Here is a 16,419-nt window from a genome sequence, read left to right as displayed (position 1 = left end):
GAATTAACGCGACTTCTTGTAAAGCTTTTCTGCGATCTCGAACATTTCTTCCGGCGCGTAATCCGGCGTGAATGCCGAGGGAACGCCGGTCAACTGGTGGATCTTGCCACCGTCGGGCATTCCATCGACGACTTCGAGCTCGCCCGGAGGATCGTTCGGAAGAGCGACTTCGCCATTCCCCCAGATACCGGCCATTTCCTTGTAGTCGTTCGGGCTGAACGTGTAGAGCCGTCGATGCGAACCCTCATCCAGGTATTTCTGGCATTCCGGGATCTTGGAAAGCGGAATGTTCGGCGTCGGCAGGAACTTTTCGATTTCAACGCCGGTGATTTTCTTCAGCGCCAATGCGTAGGCATGGGCGTGAACCGAACCGCGCACGAGAAGATAGCCGCAGACTTCGCGACCCGTCGGGTCCGTCAGCGTTTCGTAGACGCGCAGCTTGTGCAGTCGGGCACCGCATTCCAGATGGAAATTGTGCAAGAGATCGACGACGACATTGCCCGTGCTGGTGATGAAATCGTTATTCCACGATACGCCGTTGCTGTTGATCGGAGCCGCTCCACCGCCACCGGACAGAAAGGCCGCGGCCAACCGCATATCCTTCATATCCTCGAAGGGTGCGCCCGAAATATCGCCACCGTCGCCTTCGTCGCCCCCTGGAATGTCCGGGCCGTTGTTGAGCATTCCAACGCCATTGCTGACAAGCTCGACATGGCCAAGTTCTTCTGCAGTGATACTGGCAACAAGGCTGTAGAACGGCTTCAGTTTTTCCTTGGACCGAAAGTTGAAGCTCTGAAACATGTAGTTTCCGAGCGTCGACATTTCTCCATATTTCCCGCCAAGCAATTCCTGGAGTGCTGCGGCAGCATTGGGGTCAGCACGTTTCGGTGCCGGCAGATTTGCCTGCAGCTGATCAACTCGCATGAACATTGAGGTATTCCTTTGGTTGTAGGTCTCGTCCCAACCACCGGGCGAGATGCTTGTTCCCCGGAAATATTACTCATGCTCAGAATTAACCGTCGAAGGTGATTATGTTGCTTTTGTTCCAATATTTCGTGATGCCCGACGATTTTGACGGAACTTGAATGAGGCGAAACTGTTAACGGCGCACTCACGCGTCTGTGAGGCGCTTTAAGGATCACCATCATGGTAACACCAGTCACAACCCATCTACCGCACGAAACCACTCATGGCGTCTCAGTCAATGCGACGTCGGCATTGAACAAAGTATCCTGGGGAGCAATCTTTGCAGGCGTCGTTATCGCGCTTGCAGTGCAGTTCCTGCTCAATCTTCTCGGCGTCGGTCTTGGTGCCGCGGTTCTTGATCCGGTCACGTCCGACAACCCGACTGCCAGCACCTTCTCCATCGCCGGCGGCATCTGGTTTGTCATCGCCGGGATCATTGCGGCCTTCGTCGGCGGCTACGTCTCGAGCCGCCTGTCCGGCCGACCGAGCAACTCGACGGGCGGTTACCATGGTCTGACGACCTGGGCTGTTACAACGCTCGTGGTCCTCTACATGCTGACAACCTCGATCGGCGCTCTCGTCGGCGGCGCATTCAGCGGCCTGTCGAGCGTCATCGGTGGCGTTGGCCAGACGGCAGCAACGGCTGCGTCGACCGCAGCTCCTGCAATTGCCAATTCCGCCAACCCGATGGCCGGTATCGAGCAGCAGATCCGCAGCACAACCGGTAACGATCCGCAGGCTCTCCAGAACGCTGCAGTTGCAGCCGTTCAGGCAGCCGTAACCGGCGACCAGGCAAAGGCAGAAGATGCCCGCAACCGTGCCGCTGAAGCAATCGCTCGCTCGCAGAACATCCCGGTCGAACAGGCTCGCCAGCAGGTTCAGCAGTATGAGGCAACATACCGCGAGAACGTCGAAGCTGCAAAGCAGCAGGCACTTGAAGCCGCAGAAGCCACGGCAACTGCCGTATCTGCTGGTGCAATCCTTGGCTTCATCGCCCTGGCACTCGGCGCAATCGCCGGCTGGGTCGGTGGCAGCTTCGGTACGAAGAAGAACGTGGTCGTAACGGAGACCGTCGGTCGCCGCACGGTCTGATCTGACAAGCAAAACAACGAGCCCGCGCCAACGGTAGATGCCGATGGCGCGGGTTTTTCATGCGAACAATGTCTGCTCGATGTCTTGGCGCAGATCGGTCTCGCCAGCGCATCCGCTGGTGAGGAGTGCAGAAGGCTTGGTCCTCACTGCAGAATCGAGATCTCCTCACCATCGATACGCAGAACTGTCAGTTTTCCGGAATAGACTGCTCCGGTATCGATCCCGATGCGACCGATCCCATAATCAGGATCTTCCTGCGGCGTATGCCCGTGGACGACGATGAGATGTGGAAGTTCAGGCCCTTGCTTGAGGAACGCCCCGCGGATCCACATCATATCCTCATCGCGCTGCTCTTCGATCGGTATGGCCGGTGCCACGCCCGCATGAACGAACAGGACTTGGCCGGCCTTGAGGCTCACAGGCAGATCCATAAGAAATGATCGGTGCGTTTCAGGTACCGCCTCCTGCAAGACATGCCTGAGAGACGCGCCGCTACCTTTGCGGCGGAGGTTCAGATGCTGCAGATCCACGCCGTAAGATGCGAGCGTCTTGTCGCCGCCCATTTCCAGCCAGTGCATATACGCATCGGGACGCTCCAGAAAGCGCAGGAACAGATCGTCGTGGTTGCCGCAAAGCGTCACGCGTTTCAAACCCAGAGCGCTGGGGCTCGAGAGATGTTCGAGCACCTGCGCCGATGCGGGTCCACGATCGACGTAATCGCCGAGAAGAACAATGAGCCCGGGGCGTCCCAATCGCCTCATGTCATCCGCGATGACGGCTTCAGCCCTTTTCAACAGGTCCAGACAGCCGTGAACATCGCCGATCGCGTAAAGCGGGTAGGGTAATGGTTCGCTTCCAAGGTCGAGCCTTCGCCTGCGCTGCTCGCCAAGTTGCGGTGAGGCGCGCAAGGTCAACCAGCGGATCATCTTTCGCATGCGCCGTAATCCCCGTTCGAAATCCGCCAGGGATTACGGTCGCTTTGAAGGTTCTTGCTTGTCCCGCTCAAGGCAACACCGCCATGTGCCGGATCCCGGGTTCAGATGCTTTTGCCCACACCCGTATAGGCAAAGCCGTGTGCTTCAACTTCCTGAGCGCGATAGACATTGCGCAAGTCGACGAGAACCGGCGTTTTCATGATGGACTTCAGGCGGTCGAGGTCGAGGGCTCGGAACGCATTCCACTCGGTCACGAGCACGGCGACATCCGCACCTTCAGCTGCTTCATAGGGTCCCGCTGCGAACTCGATGTCCATCATCTGCCTGGCATTCGCCATGCCTTCGGGGTCATAGCCGGACACGATCGCGCCGGCATCCTGCAGTGCCTGAACGACGGCGATTGCCGGGCTGTCGCGCATGTCGTCGGTATTCGGTTTGAAGGTAAGGCCGAACAGAGCGACTTTCTTGCCGCGCACATCGCCACCGGCAGCGGCGATCACCTTGCGGCCCATGGCACGCTTGCGGCTGTCGTTGACAGCAATCGTGGTCTCGATCAGACGCACGGGTGCGTCAAAGTCCTGTGCAGTCTTGGCAAGCGCCAGCGTGTCCTTTGGAAAGCAGGATCCGCCATAGCCCGGACCTGCGTGCAGGAATTTCGATCCGATGCGACCGTCGAGGCCGATCCCGCGCGAAACGTCCTGAACGTCGGCTCCGACCTTCTCGCAAAGGTCCGCCATCTCGTTGATGAAGGTGATCTTCATGGCGAGAAAACCATTGGCGGCATATTTGATCAGTTCGGATGTGCGGCGTGATGTAAACAGCAGCGGCGACTGGTTTATGAACAGCGGCCGGTAGACCTCGGTCATCACAGCCTTGGCACGGTCATCCGAGAGGCCGACAACGATGCGGTCCGGACGTTTGAAGTCATCGATCGCTGCCCCTTCGCGCAGGAATTCCGGGTTGGAGACAACGGCGACATCCGCATCCGGATTGGCTTCTCGGATGATCCGCTCGACTTCGTCGCCGGTGCCGACAGGCACGGTGGACTTCGTCACGACGACGGTAAAGCCCTTGATCGAAGCTGCGATCTCTTTTGCGGCAGCATAGACGTAACCGAGGTCGGCATGACCATCGCCACGACGCGAGGGGGTGCCAACAGCGATGAAGATGACGTCGGCTTCGCTGACAGCCGGCGCAAGCTCGGTCGTGAAGGAAAGACGGCCGGACCTGGCATTGCTTTCGACCAAGGAATCAAGGCCGGGCTCGAAGATCGGGATGACGCCATTCTTCAGGGCATCGATCTTTTCCGCGGCCTTGTCGACGCAGATCACGTCATGGCCGAAATCTGCAAAACACGCTCCGGACACAAGCCCGACATAGCCCGATCCAACCATTACGATACGCATGAAATCTCCTGAGAATTGGGTCGCTTATATTTGCGCAAGTTAAAATGTAGTAGGTCAGGCTAAAGATTGTCGATGTAAATTGATTCCAAGCATTCCTTACATGCCTCCTTATGTTTTCTTGCAAGCAAAAGGCAAAGGGTTTGCTGCGTTATAGTTACCCCCGATGGCAAGTTTTTTCTCTTCCGCGCAGTGAAGTTCATATTCGCGAAATTGCATCTGCAAATACGAGGCATCAGGGTGTAGCGAGAGCCATCAGCATGTCGTGGTTTTGGGGCGAGAGCGGTATGCCATGTGCGAGGGCAGCCTTTCGAGTGTTATGTCTCCGCTCCCCGGGAAGACGATCTTGACCGGCATCGAGGACAAGGTCGCAGATCTGCGCAACACGGTCGGCAAAAGCGTAATTGCCGCCCCGCTCGGGATCGATAACCACAAAAAACTGGCCAGTGAACGGCGTCTGCGCACCCTTGTGGCCACTCCAGTCGAACTCACCTGAGAAATAGCCGCCGGTCAGGGCCGCACTGAGGATTTCGATCATCAACGCGATCGAATTGCCTTTATGCCCGCCGAATGGCAGCAGAGCACCGCCGTCAAGAATTGCCTTCGGGTCGGTTGTCGGTTCTCCGTTGCGGTCGACACCCATGCCGGGCTTCAGGTCATGCCCGGCGCGTGCCGCGATCTGCACGTCGCCGTGAGCGATCGCTGAAGATGCCTGATCGAAGACGAATGGAGCAGAGCCCGCGCGCGGCGAGGCGAAGGCAATCGGGTTGGTGCCAAACACCGCCTTGTGGCCACCGTACGGTACAACACAGGCCATGCTGTTGACGACGCTCAGGGCGACAAGCCCCTCATCCGCAAACGGTTCGACATCCGGCCAAAGCGCGCTGAAGTGATGCGAGCGACGGATAGCAAGGACCGCAACGCCGTTGGCTTTGACTTTTTCGATCAGGTGGGACCGCGCGGCGAAGAACGCCGGCTGGGTAAATCCGCCCTTGGCATCGACGCGGAGAAAGGCCGGGGCGACGTCCTCCACCTCCGGCACGGCTTTGCCATCGACCCAGCCGCTCTTCAGAGAGGATACATATCCCGGCATGCGGAAAATCCCGTGACTCAAAGAGCCATCCCGCTCACAGCCGGCACAGTTTTCGGCAAGGATCTGGGCATTTGGCTCAGATACGCCGTTGCGAACGAAAATCGTCTTCAGCAAAGCGACCAGATCGTCAAAGCCGATATGGATGGCGGCACTTTCTGTCATGTTCTCTCCTGCGTAGCCGTTCCGCTCGGTATCTAGATGTCGCTTCAGTCGGCGCGAGAATAGCCGCAGACGCCGCGCTTTCAATCCCGGTGATGAGAAGTTCCGCGACGGACCACCATAAATCGGAGCCCCTTATCACGACGATAGATATTTCCTATCAAGCCATGCTGTTCTGCCGCTTGATCAAATCGTCCCCGCGACAAATAGATGCAGCATGGATACAGGATTTATCGGTAAAAAATCGTCGGCCGCAGGCGGCTGGGGCGCATTGAAAAGCTGCGGCAAGCAGCTGCTGAACAGCGGCTCTCCGCTGTCCGGTGCGAGGGCAATGTTGAAGGCCAATCAGCCTGACGGTTTCGACTGTCCCGGCTGCGCCTGGGGCGATCCGGAGCATGGCTCCTCGTTCGAATTTTGCGAGAATGGCGTGAAGGCCGTCTCGTGGGAGGCGACCGAAAAGCGCGCCACACCGGCATTTTTCGCGGCACACACCGTTTCCGAGCTGCGCCGTCAGTCCGACTATGAGCTTGAGCTCAACGGTCGTCTCACCCATCCGATGCGTTACGACGCGGCAAGCGATCGCTATCTCCCGGTCACATGGCAGGACGCGTTCGCCGAGATCGGCGACATCCTCAAGGGATTCGACAGCCCAGACCGCGCTGAATTCTACACGTCCGGCCGCGCCAGCAACGAAGCGGCATTTCTCTACCAGCTGTTCGTGCGCGCCTACGGCACCAACAATTTCCCCGACTGTTCCAACATGTGCCATGAGGCGAGCGGCGTGGCTCTTCGCCAGTCGATCGGCGTCGGCAAGGGAACGGTCCTGCTCGAGGATTTCGAGAAGGCCGACGCGATCTTCGTGATTGGCCAGAACCCGGGTACCAACCATCCGCGCATGCTGGGCGACCTGCGGCGCGCCGCGGTCCGCGGTGCCCAGATCGTCGTCTTCAACCCGGTCAAGGAGCGCGGTCTGGAGCGGTTCTCGGATCCGCAGGACAAGCTGCAGATGCTGCGTGGCGGCGCGACCGATATCGCCAGCGACTATCTTCAGCCGCAACTGGGCGGCGACATGGCCGCCGTGCGCGGGATGTCGAAAGCGGTTCTGGCCGCGGAAGCAGCAGCTGTTGCAGCCGGCCGTCCGTCCGTGCTCGATCACGCGTTTATCGCCGAACACTGCGAAGGCTTCGACGCCTATCTGGCCGCGGTCGAGGCAACCAGCTGGGATGAGATCATCTCGCAGTCTGGCCTGACCCGCGAAGCGATCGAACGCGCTGCAGACGTCTACATGCATGCAGAGCGCGTCATCTGCACCTGGGCCATGGGTATCACCCAGCATCTGCACTCGGTCGCGACCATTCGCGAAATCTCGAACTTCATGTTCCTGCGCGGCAATGTCGGCAAGCCGGGAGCCGGACTGTGCCCTGTGCGCGGTCATTCCAATGTTCAGGGCGACCGGACGGTCGGTATCAACGAAAAGCCTCCGGCTGCCTTCCTCGACGCGCTCGAGAAAGAATTCGGGTTCGCGGTGCCGCGCGCCAATGGTCATAACGTGATCGCCGCAATCGGCGCGATGCTGGATGGTTCCGCACAGGCGTTCATCGGGCTCGGCGGCAATTTTGCCCGCGCCACGCCCGATAGCGCATTGGTCGAGCAGGCGCTTCGCAAGCTCAAACTCACCGTGCATGTCGCAACCAAGCCCAACCATTCTCATCTGATGCCGGGCGATGTCTCGTTCATCCTGCCCTGCCTTGGCCGCACCGAGATCGATCTTAACTCTGCCGGCAATTCGCAGCTCGTCAGCGTCGAGGATTCGATGAGCATGGTGCATGGCTCGGCCGGCATCAACAGGCCTGCCTCGCCGCATCTTCTCTCGGAAGTGGCGATCGTTGCCGGCATGGCCGCGTCCACCGTCGGCTCGGACATGATCAACTGGGCGGCTCTGGCCGACGATTACGACCTGATCCGCGAGCATATCGAGGCGACCATTCCGGGCTTTGAGGATTTCAACGCGCGTCTGCGCAAGCCTCGTGGCTTCCACCTGCGCAACACGGCTGCCCATCGCGAGTGGGTCACGCCGACGGGCAAGGCATCCTTCTCCGATATCGCCCTGCCGTCCGAGACCGTCAATCAGGCCGCCCTCAAGCGCCACGATCACTTTGCGCTGCAGACGTTCCGCTCGCATGACCAGTACAACACGACGGTTTACGGTCTCGACGATCGCTATCGTGGCGTTTACGGCGAAAGACAGGTCATCTTCATGCACCCTGAGGACGTGAAGGCGCTGTCCGCAAAGGCTGGGGAACGTGTCGACGTCGTCTGCGAGTACACTGACGGCATCGCCCGCGTTGCATCTGATTTCCGCCTTGTCCCCTACGACATTCCGCGGGGCAGCATCGCCGGCTATTACCCCGAACTGAATGTTCTCGTGCCGATCGGAAGCGCGGGCGAAGAGAGCGATACGCCCACATCCAAATCGGTCATGGTCTCCGTTCGCCGTCGCGAGGCGGCGTGACGGGCAACCCGCCGGATCCAGACCGGTTTATGGCGCTCACTGCCAGGCTGCAACAGCAGGATCCCCGCCTCAGCGGCATTCAGGCGGGGATGATCATTGCCCTCGAACTCGATGTTGCCAAGGACAGCCGCAGCTTTTCGCGGCTGTTCGGCATCGAGCATTCGATCGTTCTGCGTGAACTGACGGAGATTCCGGGTGCCTGGCTTCAGGTCACCAGCAAGGATGAACGCACGCTCAGGACATTTTACCGCCGGCCTGACGACGGGGCGACTGTTCCCGTCGAATAAAAAGCTTTGGTGGAGGCGGTTGCAACCTCCTTCCCGCGCTGACCTCCGGTGCGGGCATGAGGACGTCATGTCTCACCATGGTCCCATTGCCTATAAGGTGCTGCAATGGAATCCGGGGCGATCGAGCCCGGGCTTCTGTGCGTCGGTGACTGGTATCTATACAGCAAAGTCCGTCGCCTCCATCTCTCGCATCGCTCAATGGCGGGACATTCCCTGCCGTGCACTTGGGGTTCGTTCGTCTTGTATCCGCCGACGTTCGCCAACCTCGTTGATGATGCTTTCCCCAAGTGCTGTGCTAGCTGGCGAGTTGTCTCGACCTTGCGACGATTGTTGTCGCCGCAATGGCACTTTCTGCGTCTTGCTTCGTTTCAGTTGCGATCTTGACTGGGGTTGTGTTCCTGAAAGTCGTGACAGTCAGATCTGTGCATTGCAGCAACGAGTGAAAGGGCTGTCGGCGCTGTCGATGGTGCGTTGCTCGTGACCGCGAGGATTGTGCGTTGCAACTAACTTCTTGCGGTTGCAGAGGTTTTTCCGCAGGGACCTGGAACTTATCTCATTTGTAAGAAAGTGATGACCCGCCTCTTGAAGCTTGCATCGCATCGACCAAATGATGGCCGTCACTGAGAAGTTTGAGTTTGTCATGCCCGCATTTATGGAAAAGACCTTCGGCCCCACGGAACTTGAAGTCCTCGATATCGTACTCGAGAATTGGCGAGCGAAGTATCATCTCGAGAGGAGCGATCCGGACGTCAGTATCGCGGCTGCGGTCATGATCAACCTGTTCCGGGAAGGCAATCACACGATTCCGGAACTGGAAACAGCGCTTGCCGGCCACAAAGCGCTCGCCGATCTCATTTCATGACGCTTGCCGCTTGCATCGGTCGGAGCCTGGCGTGATGATGGACGTAATGTTCCTCTGAGCCGGTAAATCGCCTGATGCCCTACCAGACCACGATCGAGCAGACGGTCTTTCGTTTCCGTGATCTGAAGGATCTCTTGGCCAAGGCGACGCCCGAGCGGTCTGGTGACCAGCTTGCGGGGGTGGCGGCAGAGGGTCCGGTAGAGCGGCTTGCGGCGCAGATCACACTCGCAGACCTGCCGCTTAAGGCATTCCTCGCCGAGGAGCTGATCGCGGCCGAGACCGACGAGGTCTCGCAACTGATTGCCGACCAGCACGACCTTTCGGCATTCGCACCGATCTCGTCGCTGACGGTCGGCGAGTTCCGCGAATGGCTGTTGAAGCCCGAGACGGGGCAGCGTCAACTGGAGGCAATCACTTTCGGTCTGACGCCTGAAATGGTGGCAGCGGTCTCCAAGATCATGCGTGTTCAGGACCTGATCTCGGTTGCGGCCAAACGCGAGGTCGTGACACGCTTCCGCTCGACGATCGGTCTTTCGGGCCGGCTTTCGACCCGCAACCAGCCCAATCATCCAACGGATGACTCGCGCGGCATCGCAGCGTCCGCCGTCGACGGTTTACTGATGGGGTCGGGCGATGCGGTGATCGGCGTCAATCCCGCAACCGATAGCATCGAGGATTACGTCCGGATCGTCTCCCTGCTGGATGAGTTGCGCTCCCGTCTGTCGATCCCTACCCAGACCTGCTGCCTCGGCCATGTCACGACGGCCATCCGGGCAATCGAGCAACAGGCTCCTGTCGATCTGGTATTCCAGTCGATCGCCGGCTCGCAAAAGGCAAACGAAGGTTTCGGTGTCAATCTGGCGATCCTAAAGGAAGCCCATGACGCGGCGCGGGCTCTCAAACGCGGCCCTGTCGATGCGAACCTGATGTATTTCGAAACCGGACAGGGTGCGGCGCTTTCCGCCGATGCGCATTTCGGTGTGGATCAGCAGACGATGGAAGTGCGCGCCTATGCGGTTGCTCGGGCGTTCGATCCGCTTCTTGTCAACACGGTCGTCGGCTTTATCGGCCCCGAATATCTCTTCAACGGCAAGCAGATCATCCGCGCCGGGTTGGAGGACCACTTCTGCGGCAAGCTCATGGGTCTGCCGATGGGGGTCGACGTCTGCTACACAAACCATGCGGATGCTGACCAGGAAGACATGGATACGCTCCTGACGCTTCTCTGTGCCGCCAATGTGAACTTCGTCATCACCGTGCCAGGCGCTGACGATATCATGCTCAATTACCAGTCTCTGTCGCACCACGACGCCGTTTACTGCCGCGAGACTCTAAAACGCCCGCCTGCACCGGAATTCGAAGCATGGTTGAACGAGATGGGGCTCACCGATCCGGCAGGCTATTTGAAGGACGATCCGGTGCGGCTGACCCGGCACCTGTCCGAGCTTGCTCTTCTTGGAGCCTCGGCATGACGGATCGCGATCAGCCTGTCCCGGTGGAAGACACCGAAAAGCGCAGCCTCGATCTCAGGTCGATGACCGCGGCCCGGGTATCGCTCGGACGCTTCGGCGCCGGTCAGCCGACAAAGGTGCAACTCGCGTTCCTGATGGATCACGCACGGGCTCGCGAGGCGGTGTGGAGCGGGATGGATCGCCATGGCCTTTCGCAGCGTCTGAAGTCGATGGGCCTTGGCGCAATCGAGGTCGCAAGCCTTGCGGAAGATCGCGGAACATACGTCCGTCGCCCGGATCTTGGCCGGCAACTTTCCGGACCGTCTGTCGATTTGCTTCGTTCGGTGAGACCCGAAAGCGGCGACATTTTCGATGTGGTCATCGTTGTCGCCGATGGATTGTCGTCCAATGCGGTGGAAATCAACGCAACGCCGCTGATCGAAGCGCTTCAAACACGCTTGAAGGAATTGAATCTTTCCCTGGCGCCGATCGTTCTGGCTGAAAATGCGCGGGTTGCGCTGGCCGACCCGGTCGGCGAGGCACTGGGCGCCAAGCTATCGATCATTCTGATCGGGGAGCGACCGGGGCTTTCGGCAGCCGACAGTCTCGGCGCCTATGTCACCTACGAACCGAGGTCAGGCACGCCCGATTCCCGACGCAACTGCATATCGAACATCCGCGACGGCGGGATGTCGATTGCCAGCGCGGCCGATGCGATCACGGCTCTGGTCAAGGCGATGATGCAGACCGGTATCAGCGGCGTTGCCCTGCGCGACGCAGCAGCGCTCCTGGGTTAGGCCACATATCAAAAGGGCGGCACCTTAGAAAGGTACCGCCCTTTTGACGCTTGGGAGCGTATCTTATTCCGCCGGCTGCAGGACCGGGGCTACCGGATCGCCGGTCAGCTCACCGGCCATCGCCTTGTCCAGCATGTCCTTGTCCAGCTCGTTTTCCCAGCGTGCGACGACAATGGTCGCAACCGCGTTGCCGACGAGGTTGGTCAGGGCGCGGCATTCCGACATAAAGCGGTCGATGCCGAGGATGAGCGCCATGCCGGCGACCGGGACGGAGGGAACAACCGATAGCGTTGCAGCCAGCGTGATGAAGCCTGCACCGGTGATGCCGGCTGCACCCTTGGAACTCAGCATGGCCACGAGCAGAAGCAGGATCTGATCACCAAGTGACAGGTCGATTCCCGTCGCCTGAGCGATGAAGAGTGCTGCCAGCGTCATGTAAATGTTGGTGCCGTCGAGGTTGAACGAATAACCGGTCGGGATGACCAGGCCGACAACCGAGCGCTTGCAGCCCGCACGCTCCATCTTCTGCATCAGGCCGGGAAGGGCTGCTTCCGACGACGAGGTGCCGAGAACGAGCAGCAGTTCCTCTTTGATGTAGCGGATCAGCGAGAAGATCGAGAAGCCGTTATACTTCGCCACGGCGCCCAGCACCACGATCACGAACAGAAGTGCGGTGATGTAGAATGTCAGGATCAGGTAGGCGAGGTTGGCGACCGAGCCGATGCCGTATTTGCCGATGGTAAATGCCATCGCGCCGAAGGCACCGATCGGAGCGGCCTTCATCAGGATCGCAACAAGACGGAAGATCGGGGCGGTGAGCGAGATCAGGAAGTCGGTGACCGGCTTGCCCTTTTCGCCGACCATGCCGAGCGAAATACCGAACAGGACCGAGAAGAACAGGACCTGGAGAATGTCACCCTGGGCAAACGCGCCAACGATGGTTTCCGGGATGATGTTCATCAGGAAGCCGGTGATCGTCGTCTCATGCGCCTTGGTTGCGTAGGTCGCCACGGCCTTGCCGTCCAGCGTGGACGGATCGATGTTCATTCCGGCACCTGGGTGCAGCAGGTTGCCGACAATCAGGCCGACGATCAGTGCGAGCGTCGAGAAGGTCAGGAAGTAGAGCATCGCCTTGCCGGCGACCCGGCCAACCTTCTTCAGGTCGGACATGCCGGCGATGCCGGTTGCCACGGTGAGGAAGATCACGGGAGCGATGATCATCTTGACCAGCCGGATGAAGGCGTCGCCAAGCGGCTTCAGGCTGGCGCCGAATTCAGGCCAGAAGTGGCCGATCAGCATGCCCGCGATGATCGCGACGATAACCTGGAAATACAGGTGGCGATAGAATGGCAGTGCCGCCGGCTTGCCGGCAGCGGGTGTCGAGATATCCATAAAGTCCTCCAGTCGCCCCGCTCAAGGTTCCCACCCGGGGCATGTTCTTAGAATCGAACTTGAGGCGAGCAAGGGACGTGCCAGATCCGCACGGATCGACTAAGTTATTGAATTAACTTGACGGCGCTATCCTAACCCGCTGTCACGAAAAACGGTTTGTGCGGAGTACCGCACTCGTCCTTGATATCTGTGCGAAATTATGCTCATAGGGGCGATGTCCTACACAAACGATCCTCAGCCTGCTGAGCACCTGGTTCGGAAATTTCGGCTGGCCTGGATCGTGTTTGGCTTCGCTGCGATCAGCATCGTGGTCGCTGCAGGGTTTGCGGTCGAGCGCTACGGCCGTGCATCAGCTTTAACGCGACTGGAAGCGCAGGCTCGAACGGATGCGGACTTGAAGGTTGCTCTCCTGCAGGCCGTCCTCGAGCGACCGCGGGCGCTACCGTTGCTTCTGGCCGGTGACCGCGAGGTCCGCGACGCTTTGGTCGACCTGAGCGCCGATGCGGCTATCGCGAAGAGAGAGGCACTGGATGCCAAACTCGAAGACCTGGTCGTTAAGACCAATGCCAGCGTGATCTATGTCGTTGGCCCGGACGGGATTGCGATCTCGTCGAGCAATTGGCGGGAGCCAACAAGCTTCGTCGGCAACGACTATACGTTCCGTGCCTATTTCACGCGGGCGATGCAGGAGGGAGCGGCTGAACATTTCGCACTGGGCAGCGTCAGCAAACGGCCCGGTCTCTACATCTCGCAACGCGTCGGTCCGGCCGAAGCGCCGCTCGGCGTGGTCGTTGCAAAGATGGAGTTCGATCAGCTGGAAGCGGACTGGCGCAACTCGCAGCGCCCTTCGTTTGTTGTTGATTCCAGCAACGTCGTACTGATCACCAGCCTCCCATCCTGGCGGTTCATGACGACCGAGCCGCTGGATCCGGACGATCTCGGCGCCATTCGCCAAAGTCTGCAATTCGGCGATGCGCCGCTTCTCCCCCTGCCATTCATCCGCCAGCAGCCGGTCGGAGACAACGCGCGGACGCTGCAGGCTATTCTTCCGGGAGGCGCGGGAGCAGAAGACTTCCTGGAGATCACGACCCCGATCCCGTCCACCCCCTGGCGCTTCGAATATCTTCTGCCAATTTCCAAGGCGCTGTCCGATGCGCTTCGCGAAACGCGGCTGATGGCGATCCTGGCCGTAACGACACTATTGGCGCTGGCAGCCTTCCTGCTGCGTCGGCGGCAGGTGACTGAGATGGCGATTGCCCAGCAGAGGCTTGCGCGGGAAGATCTTGAAAATCGGGTTGCAGCGCGCACGATCGACCTCAGTCTGGCGCGCGACAGGCTCGAAGCGGAGATCATGGATCACAAGCAGACCGAGAGCCGGCTGCAATCCGTCCAGCAGGATCTGGTACATGCCAACAGGCTTGCCATCCTCGGCCAGGTTGCAGCCGGTGTCGCCCACGAGATCAACCAGCCTGTCGCGACGATCCGCGCCTATGCGGACAATTCCAAGGTACTGCTCGAACGGGGCAGGGCCGAGACTGCGGTCGAAAATCTGGATCACATCGCGTCTCTCACGGAACGGATCGGTGCGATTACGGATGATCTGAAGGCACTTGCGCGCAAAGGTCGACCGGCTCCGGAACCGGTCCTGCTGCAGGAAGTCTTCGACGGTGCGACCATGCTGGTTCGCAGCCGCTTCACCGGACGAATGGATACGCTGAAGATCACGCCGCCGCCAAGCGGGCTGGTCGTGATGGGGAGCCGGTTGCGGCTGGAACAGGTGTTTATCAATCTGTTCCAGAATGCGCTGGAGGCTGTTGAGGGCCGACCGGATGCGCTGATCCAGGTGACGACGGATGTGTCTGCCGATCGGGTGCTGGTGCATGTCTGCGACAACGGTCCCGGCATCGCGCCGCAGATTCTCAAGGCTCTGTTCGAGCCCTTCAACTCGTCGAAGGAAAAAGGGCTGGGGCTCGGCCTCGTCATCTCCAAAGACATCGTCACCGATTACGGCGGGCGCATTGAGGTCGAGAGCCGCGATGGACGGACCTGCTTTACAATATCGCTCGTGAGAGCTGATGAGGAAAACGATCATGACAGAGCCTGACATGGGCGCGGTGCCGGTCATTCTGATAGACGACGACGCCGATCTCCTGCGCGCCACAGGCCAGACGCTGGAGCTTGCCGGTTTCGAGCCGATCGCGTTCACCTCGGCCACGGACGCCCTGTCTAAAATTTCCGCGGACTTCCCGGGCATCGTCGTCTCCGACATTCGAATGCCGGGGCTCGATGGTCTCGAACTTTACGACCGCCTCCGCAGTCTGGACGAAGAGCTGCCGGTCATTCTGATGACCGGCCACGGCGATATTCCAATGGCTGTGAAGGCCATCCAAAGCGGCGTCTACGACTTCCTTGCCAAGCCGTTTGCGACGGAAAGGCTTGTGCAATGCGTCCGGCGCGCTGCTGAAAAGCGACGTCTGACACTGGAAAACCGCCGGCTGCGCGCAGCAGCTCAGAGTTCCAGCCAGGAATCCCCGTTGATCGGCCAGACACCGGTCATGCAGCGGCTACGCAACATGCTTCGCCAGATCGCCGATACCGATATCGATGTCCTTGTCACCGGCGAGACCGGAAGCGGCAAGGAAATCGTTGCCGGTCTTCTGCATGGATGGAGCCGCCGTGCCGCCGGGAACTTCGTGGCGCTCAATTGCGGCGCCTTGCCGCAGCAGGTGATCGAAAGCGAGCTGTTCGGTCACGAACCGGGCGCCTTCACCGGCGCGCAAAAAAAGCGCATCGGACGCATCGAGCACTCGAGCGGCGGCACGCTTTTTCTCGATGAGATCGAAAGCATGCCTATGTCTGCTCAGGTGCAGATGCTGCGCGTGCTGGAGATGCGCGAGGTGATGCCGCTTGGGACAAACGAAGTGCGTCCCGTGGATCTGCGGATCATCGCTGCGTCCAAGGTGGATCTGGGCGATCAGGCTCAGCGCGAGACGTTTCGGGAGGACCTCTATTTCCGGTTGAACGTCGTCACGATCGCCATTCCGCCTCTGCGGGAGCGGCGGGACGATATTCCCCTGTTGTTCAGCTATTTCGCAGATCGTGCCGCAACCCGCTTCGATCGGGAAGCGCCCTCGATCACGCCAACAATCGGCCAGTACCTGCGCGACCATCACTGGCCCGGCAACGTCCGTGAGTTGTCGCATTTTGCCGAGCGTGTGGTTCTGGGGCTTGATCCGACAAGCTCTCCCGCTCGGCAATCAGCCCATCCGGAAACGGGTTCGCTGCCCCAGCGGCTGGAGCGATACGAAGCCGAGATCATTCGTGAAACGCTGAAGGCGTGTGATGGCGATGTGCAGCAGACGATTGCAGCGCTCGGCATTCCCCGCAAGACCTTCTACGACAAGCTGCAGCGCCACGGCATCGTCAGAAGCGAATTCGCGGACAAGCGCCTTTCCTGAACTTGTTCGCGG

General features: G+C 59.7%; 13 protein-coding genes. 8 read left to right on the top strand and 5 right to left on the bottom strand.

The features are described from left to right. Positions 1 to 3: 3 nt before the first annotated feature. Positions 4 to 930 (bottom strand): manganese catalase family protein, encoded by a 927-nt coding sequence (locus ASF70_RS00565; RefSeq protein WP_062458791.1) that lies wholly within the window; start codon positions 928 to 930, stop codon positions 4 to 6. Between the two features lie 216 nt (positions 931 to 1,146). On the opposite strand from ASF70_RS00565, the gene ASF70_RS00560 reads away from it, so the two are divergent. Continuing rightward, positions 1,147 to 2,058 (top strand): hypothetical protein, encoded by a 912-nt coding sequence (locus tag ASF70_RS00560; protein ID WP_062576535.1) that lies wholly within the window; start codon positions 1,147 to 1,149, stop codon positions 2,056 to 2,058. Positions 2,059 to 2,201: 143 nt separating this feature from the next. On the opposite strand, the gene ASF70_RS00555 is transcribed toward ASF70_RS00560, so the two are convergent. The 3 genes from ASF70_RS00555 to ASF70_RS00545 all read right to left on the bottom strand — a co-directional run bounded on the left by ASF70_RS00555 (position 2,202) and on the right by ASF70_RS00545 (position 5,651). Then, entirely contained in the window at positions 2,202 to 2,993 is a 792-nt protein-coding gene (locus ASF70_RS00555) for a metallophosphoesterase family protein (protein ID WP_062576532.1), read from the bottom strand. 101 nt (positions 2,994 to 3,094) lie between these two features. After that, positions 3,095 to 4,399, bottom strand: a complete 1,305-nt coding sequence (locus ASF70_RS00550; protein WP_062576530.1) for a UDP-glucose/GDP-mannose dehydrogenase family protein — start codon at positions 4,397 to 4,399, stop codon at positions 3,095 to 3,097. 232 nt (positions 4,400 to 4,631) lie between these two features. Next, the gene (locus ASF70_RS00545; protein ID WP_062576528.1) at positions 4,632 to 5,651 is read right to left on the bottom strand and encodes an Ldh family oxidoreductase; all 1,020 of its coding nucleotides are present in this window, start codon (positions 5,649 to 5,651) and stop codon (positions 4,632 to 4,634) included. Between the two features lie 214 nt (positions 5,652 to 5,865). Between ASF70_RS00545 and ASF70_RS00540 the strand changes: the two genes are divergently transcribed. From ASF70_RS00540 to eutC, 5 genes are all read left to right on the top strand, one after another. Beyond that, positions 5,866 to 8,160 carry an FdhF/YdeP family oxidoreductase gene (locus tag ASF70_RS00540; RefSeq protein ID WP_062576525.1) on the top strand — a complete coding sequence of 765 codons (2,295 nt, stop codon included), beginning with the start codon at positions 5,866 to 5,868 and terminating at the stop codon, positions 8,158 to 8,160. Then, positions 8,157 to 8,447 (top strand): hypothetical protein, encoded by a 291-nt coding sequence (locus ASF70_RS00535; protein ID WP_244473907.1) that lies wholly within the window; start codon positions 8,157 to 8,159, stop codon positions 8,445 to 8,447. The genes ASF70_RS00540 and ASF70_RS00535 overlap by 4 nt, the downstream gene beginning before the upstream one ends. Positions 8,448 to 9,087: 640 nt before the next feature. Beyond that, positions 9,088 to 9,309 carry a hypothetical protein gene (locus tag ASF70_RS00530; protein ID WP_062460391.1) on the top strand — a complete coding sequence of 74 codons (222 nt, stop codon included), beginning with the start codon at positions 9,088 to 9,090 and terminating at the stop codon, positions 9,307 to 9,309. Positions 9,310 to 9,383: 74 nt separating this feature from the next. Continuing rightward, positions 9,384 to 10,781, top strand: a complete 1,398-nt coding sequence (locus tag ASF70_RS00525) for an ethanolamine ammonia-lyase subunit EutB (protein WP_062458817.1) — start codon at positions 9,384 to 9,386, stop codon at positions 10,779 to 10,781. Continuing rightward, positions 10,778 to 11,557, top strand: coding sequence for an ethanolamine ammonia-lyase subunit EutC (eutC, locus tag ASF70_RS00520; protein ID WP_062458820.1), 780 nt, complete (start codon positions 10,778 to 10,780; stop codon positions 11,555 to 11,557). Before ASF70_RS00525 ends, eutC begins: the two co-directional genes overlap by 4 nt. Before the next feature lie 63 nt (positions 11,558 to 11,620). Here the strand turns inward: eutC and ASF70_RS00515 are convergent, their stop codons facing one another. Beyond that, complete coding sequence (locus ASF70_RS00515; RefSeq protein ID WP_062458822.1) at positions 11,621 to 12,949, bottom strand: dicarboxylate/amino acid:cation symporter; 1,329 nt, start codon at positions 12,947 to 12,949, stop codon at positions 11,621 to 11,623. A gap of 214 nt (positions 12,950 to 13,163) precedes the next feature. On the opposite strand from ASF70_RS00515, the gene ASF70_RS00510 reads away from it, so the two are divergent. Continuing rightward, positions 13,164 to 15,053 (top strand): ATP-binding protein, encoded by a 1,890-nt coding sequence (locus tag ASF70_RS00510; protein ID WP_062576521.1) that lies wholly within the window; start codon positions 13,164 to 13,166, stop codon positions 15,051 to 15,053. Next, complete coding sequence (locus ASF70_RS00505) at positions 15,040 to 16,407, top strand: sigma-54 dependent transcriptional regulator (RefSeq protein WP_062576519.1); 1,368 nt, start codon at positions 15,040 to 15,042, stop codon at positions 16,405 to 16,407. Before ASF70_RS00510 ends, ASF70_RS00505 begins: the two co-directional genes overlap by 14 nt. Positions 16,408 to 16,419 lie beyond the last annotated feature (12 nt).

Source organism: Rhizobium sp. Leaf321, assembly GCF_001423215.1.
Classification (GTDB): domain Bacteria; phylum Pseudomonadota; class Alphaproteobacteria; order Rhizobiales; family Rhizobiaceae; genus Neorhizobium; species Neorhizobium soli.
This window is presented reverse-complemented; position numbering and strand designations above follow the sequence as displayed.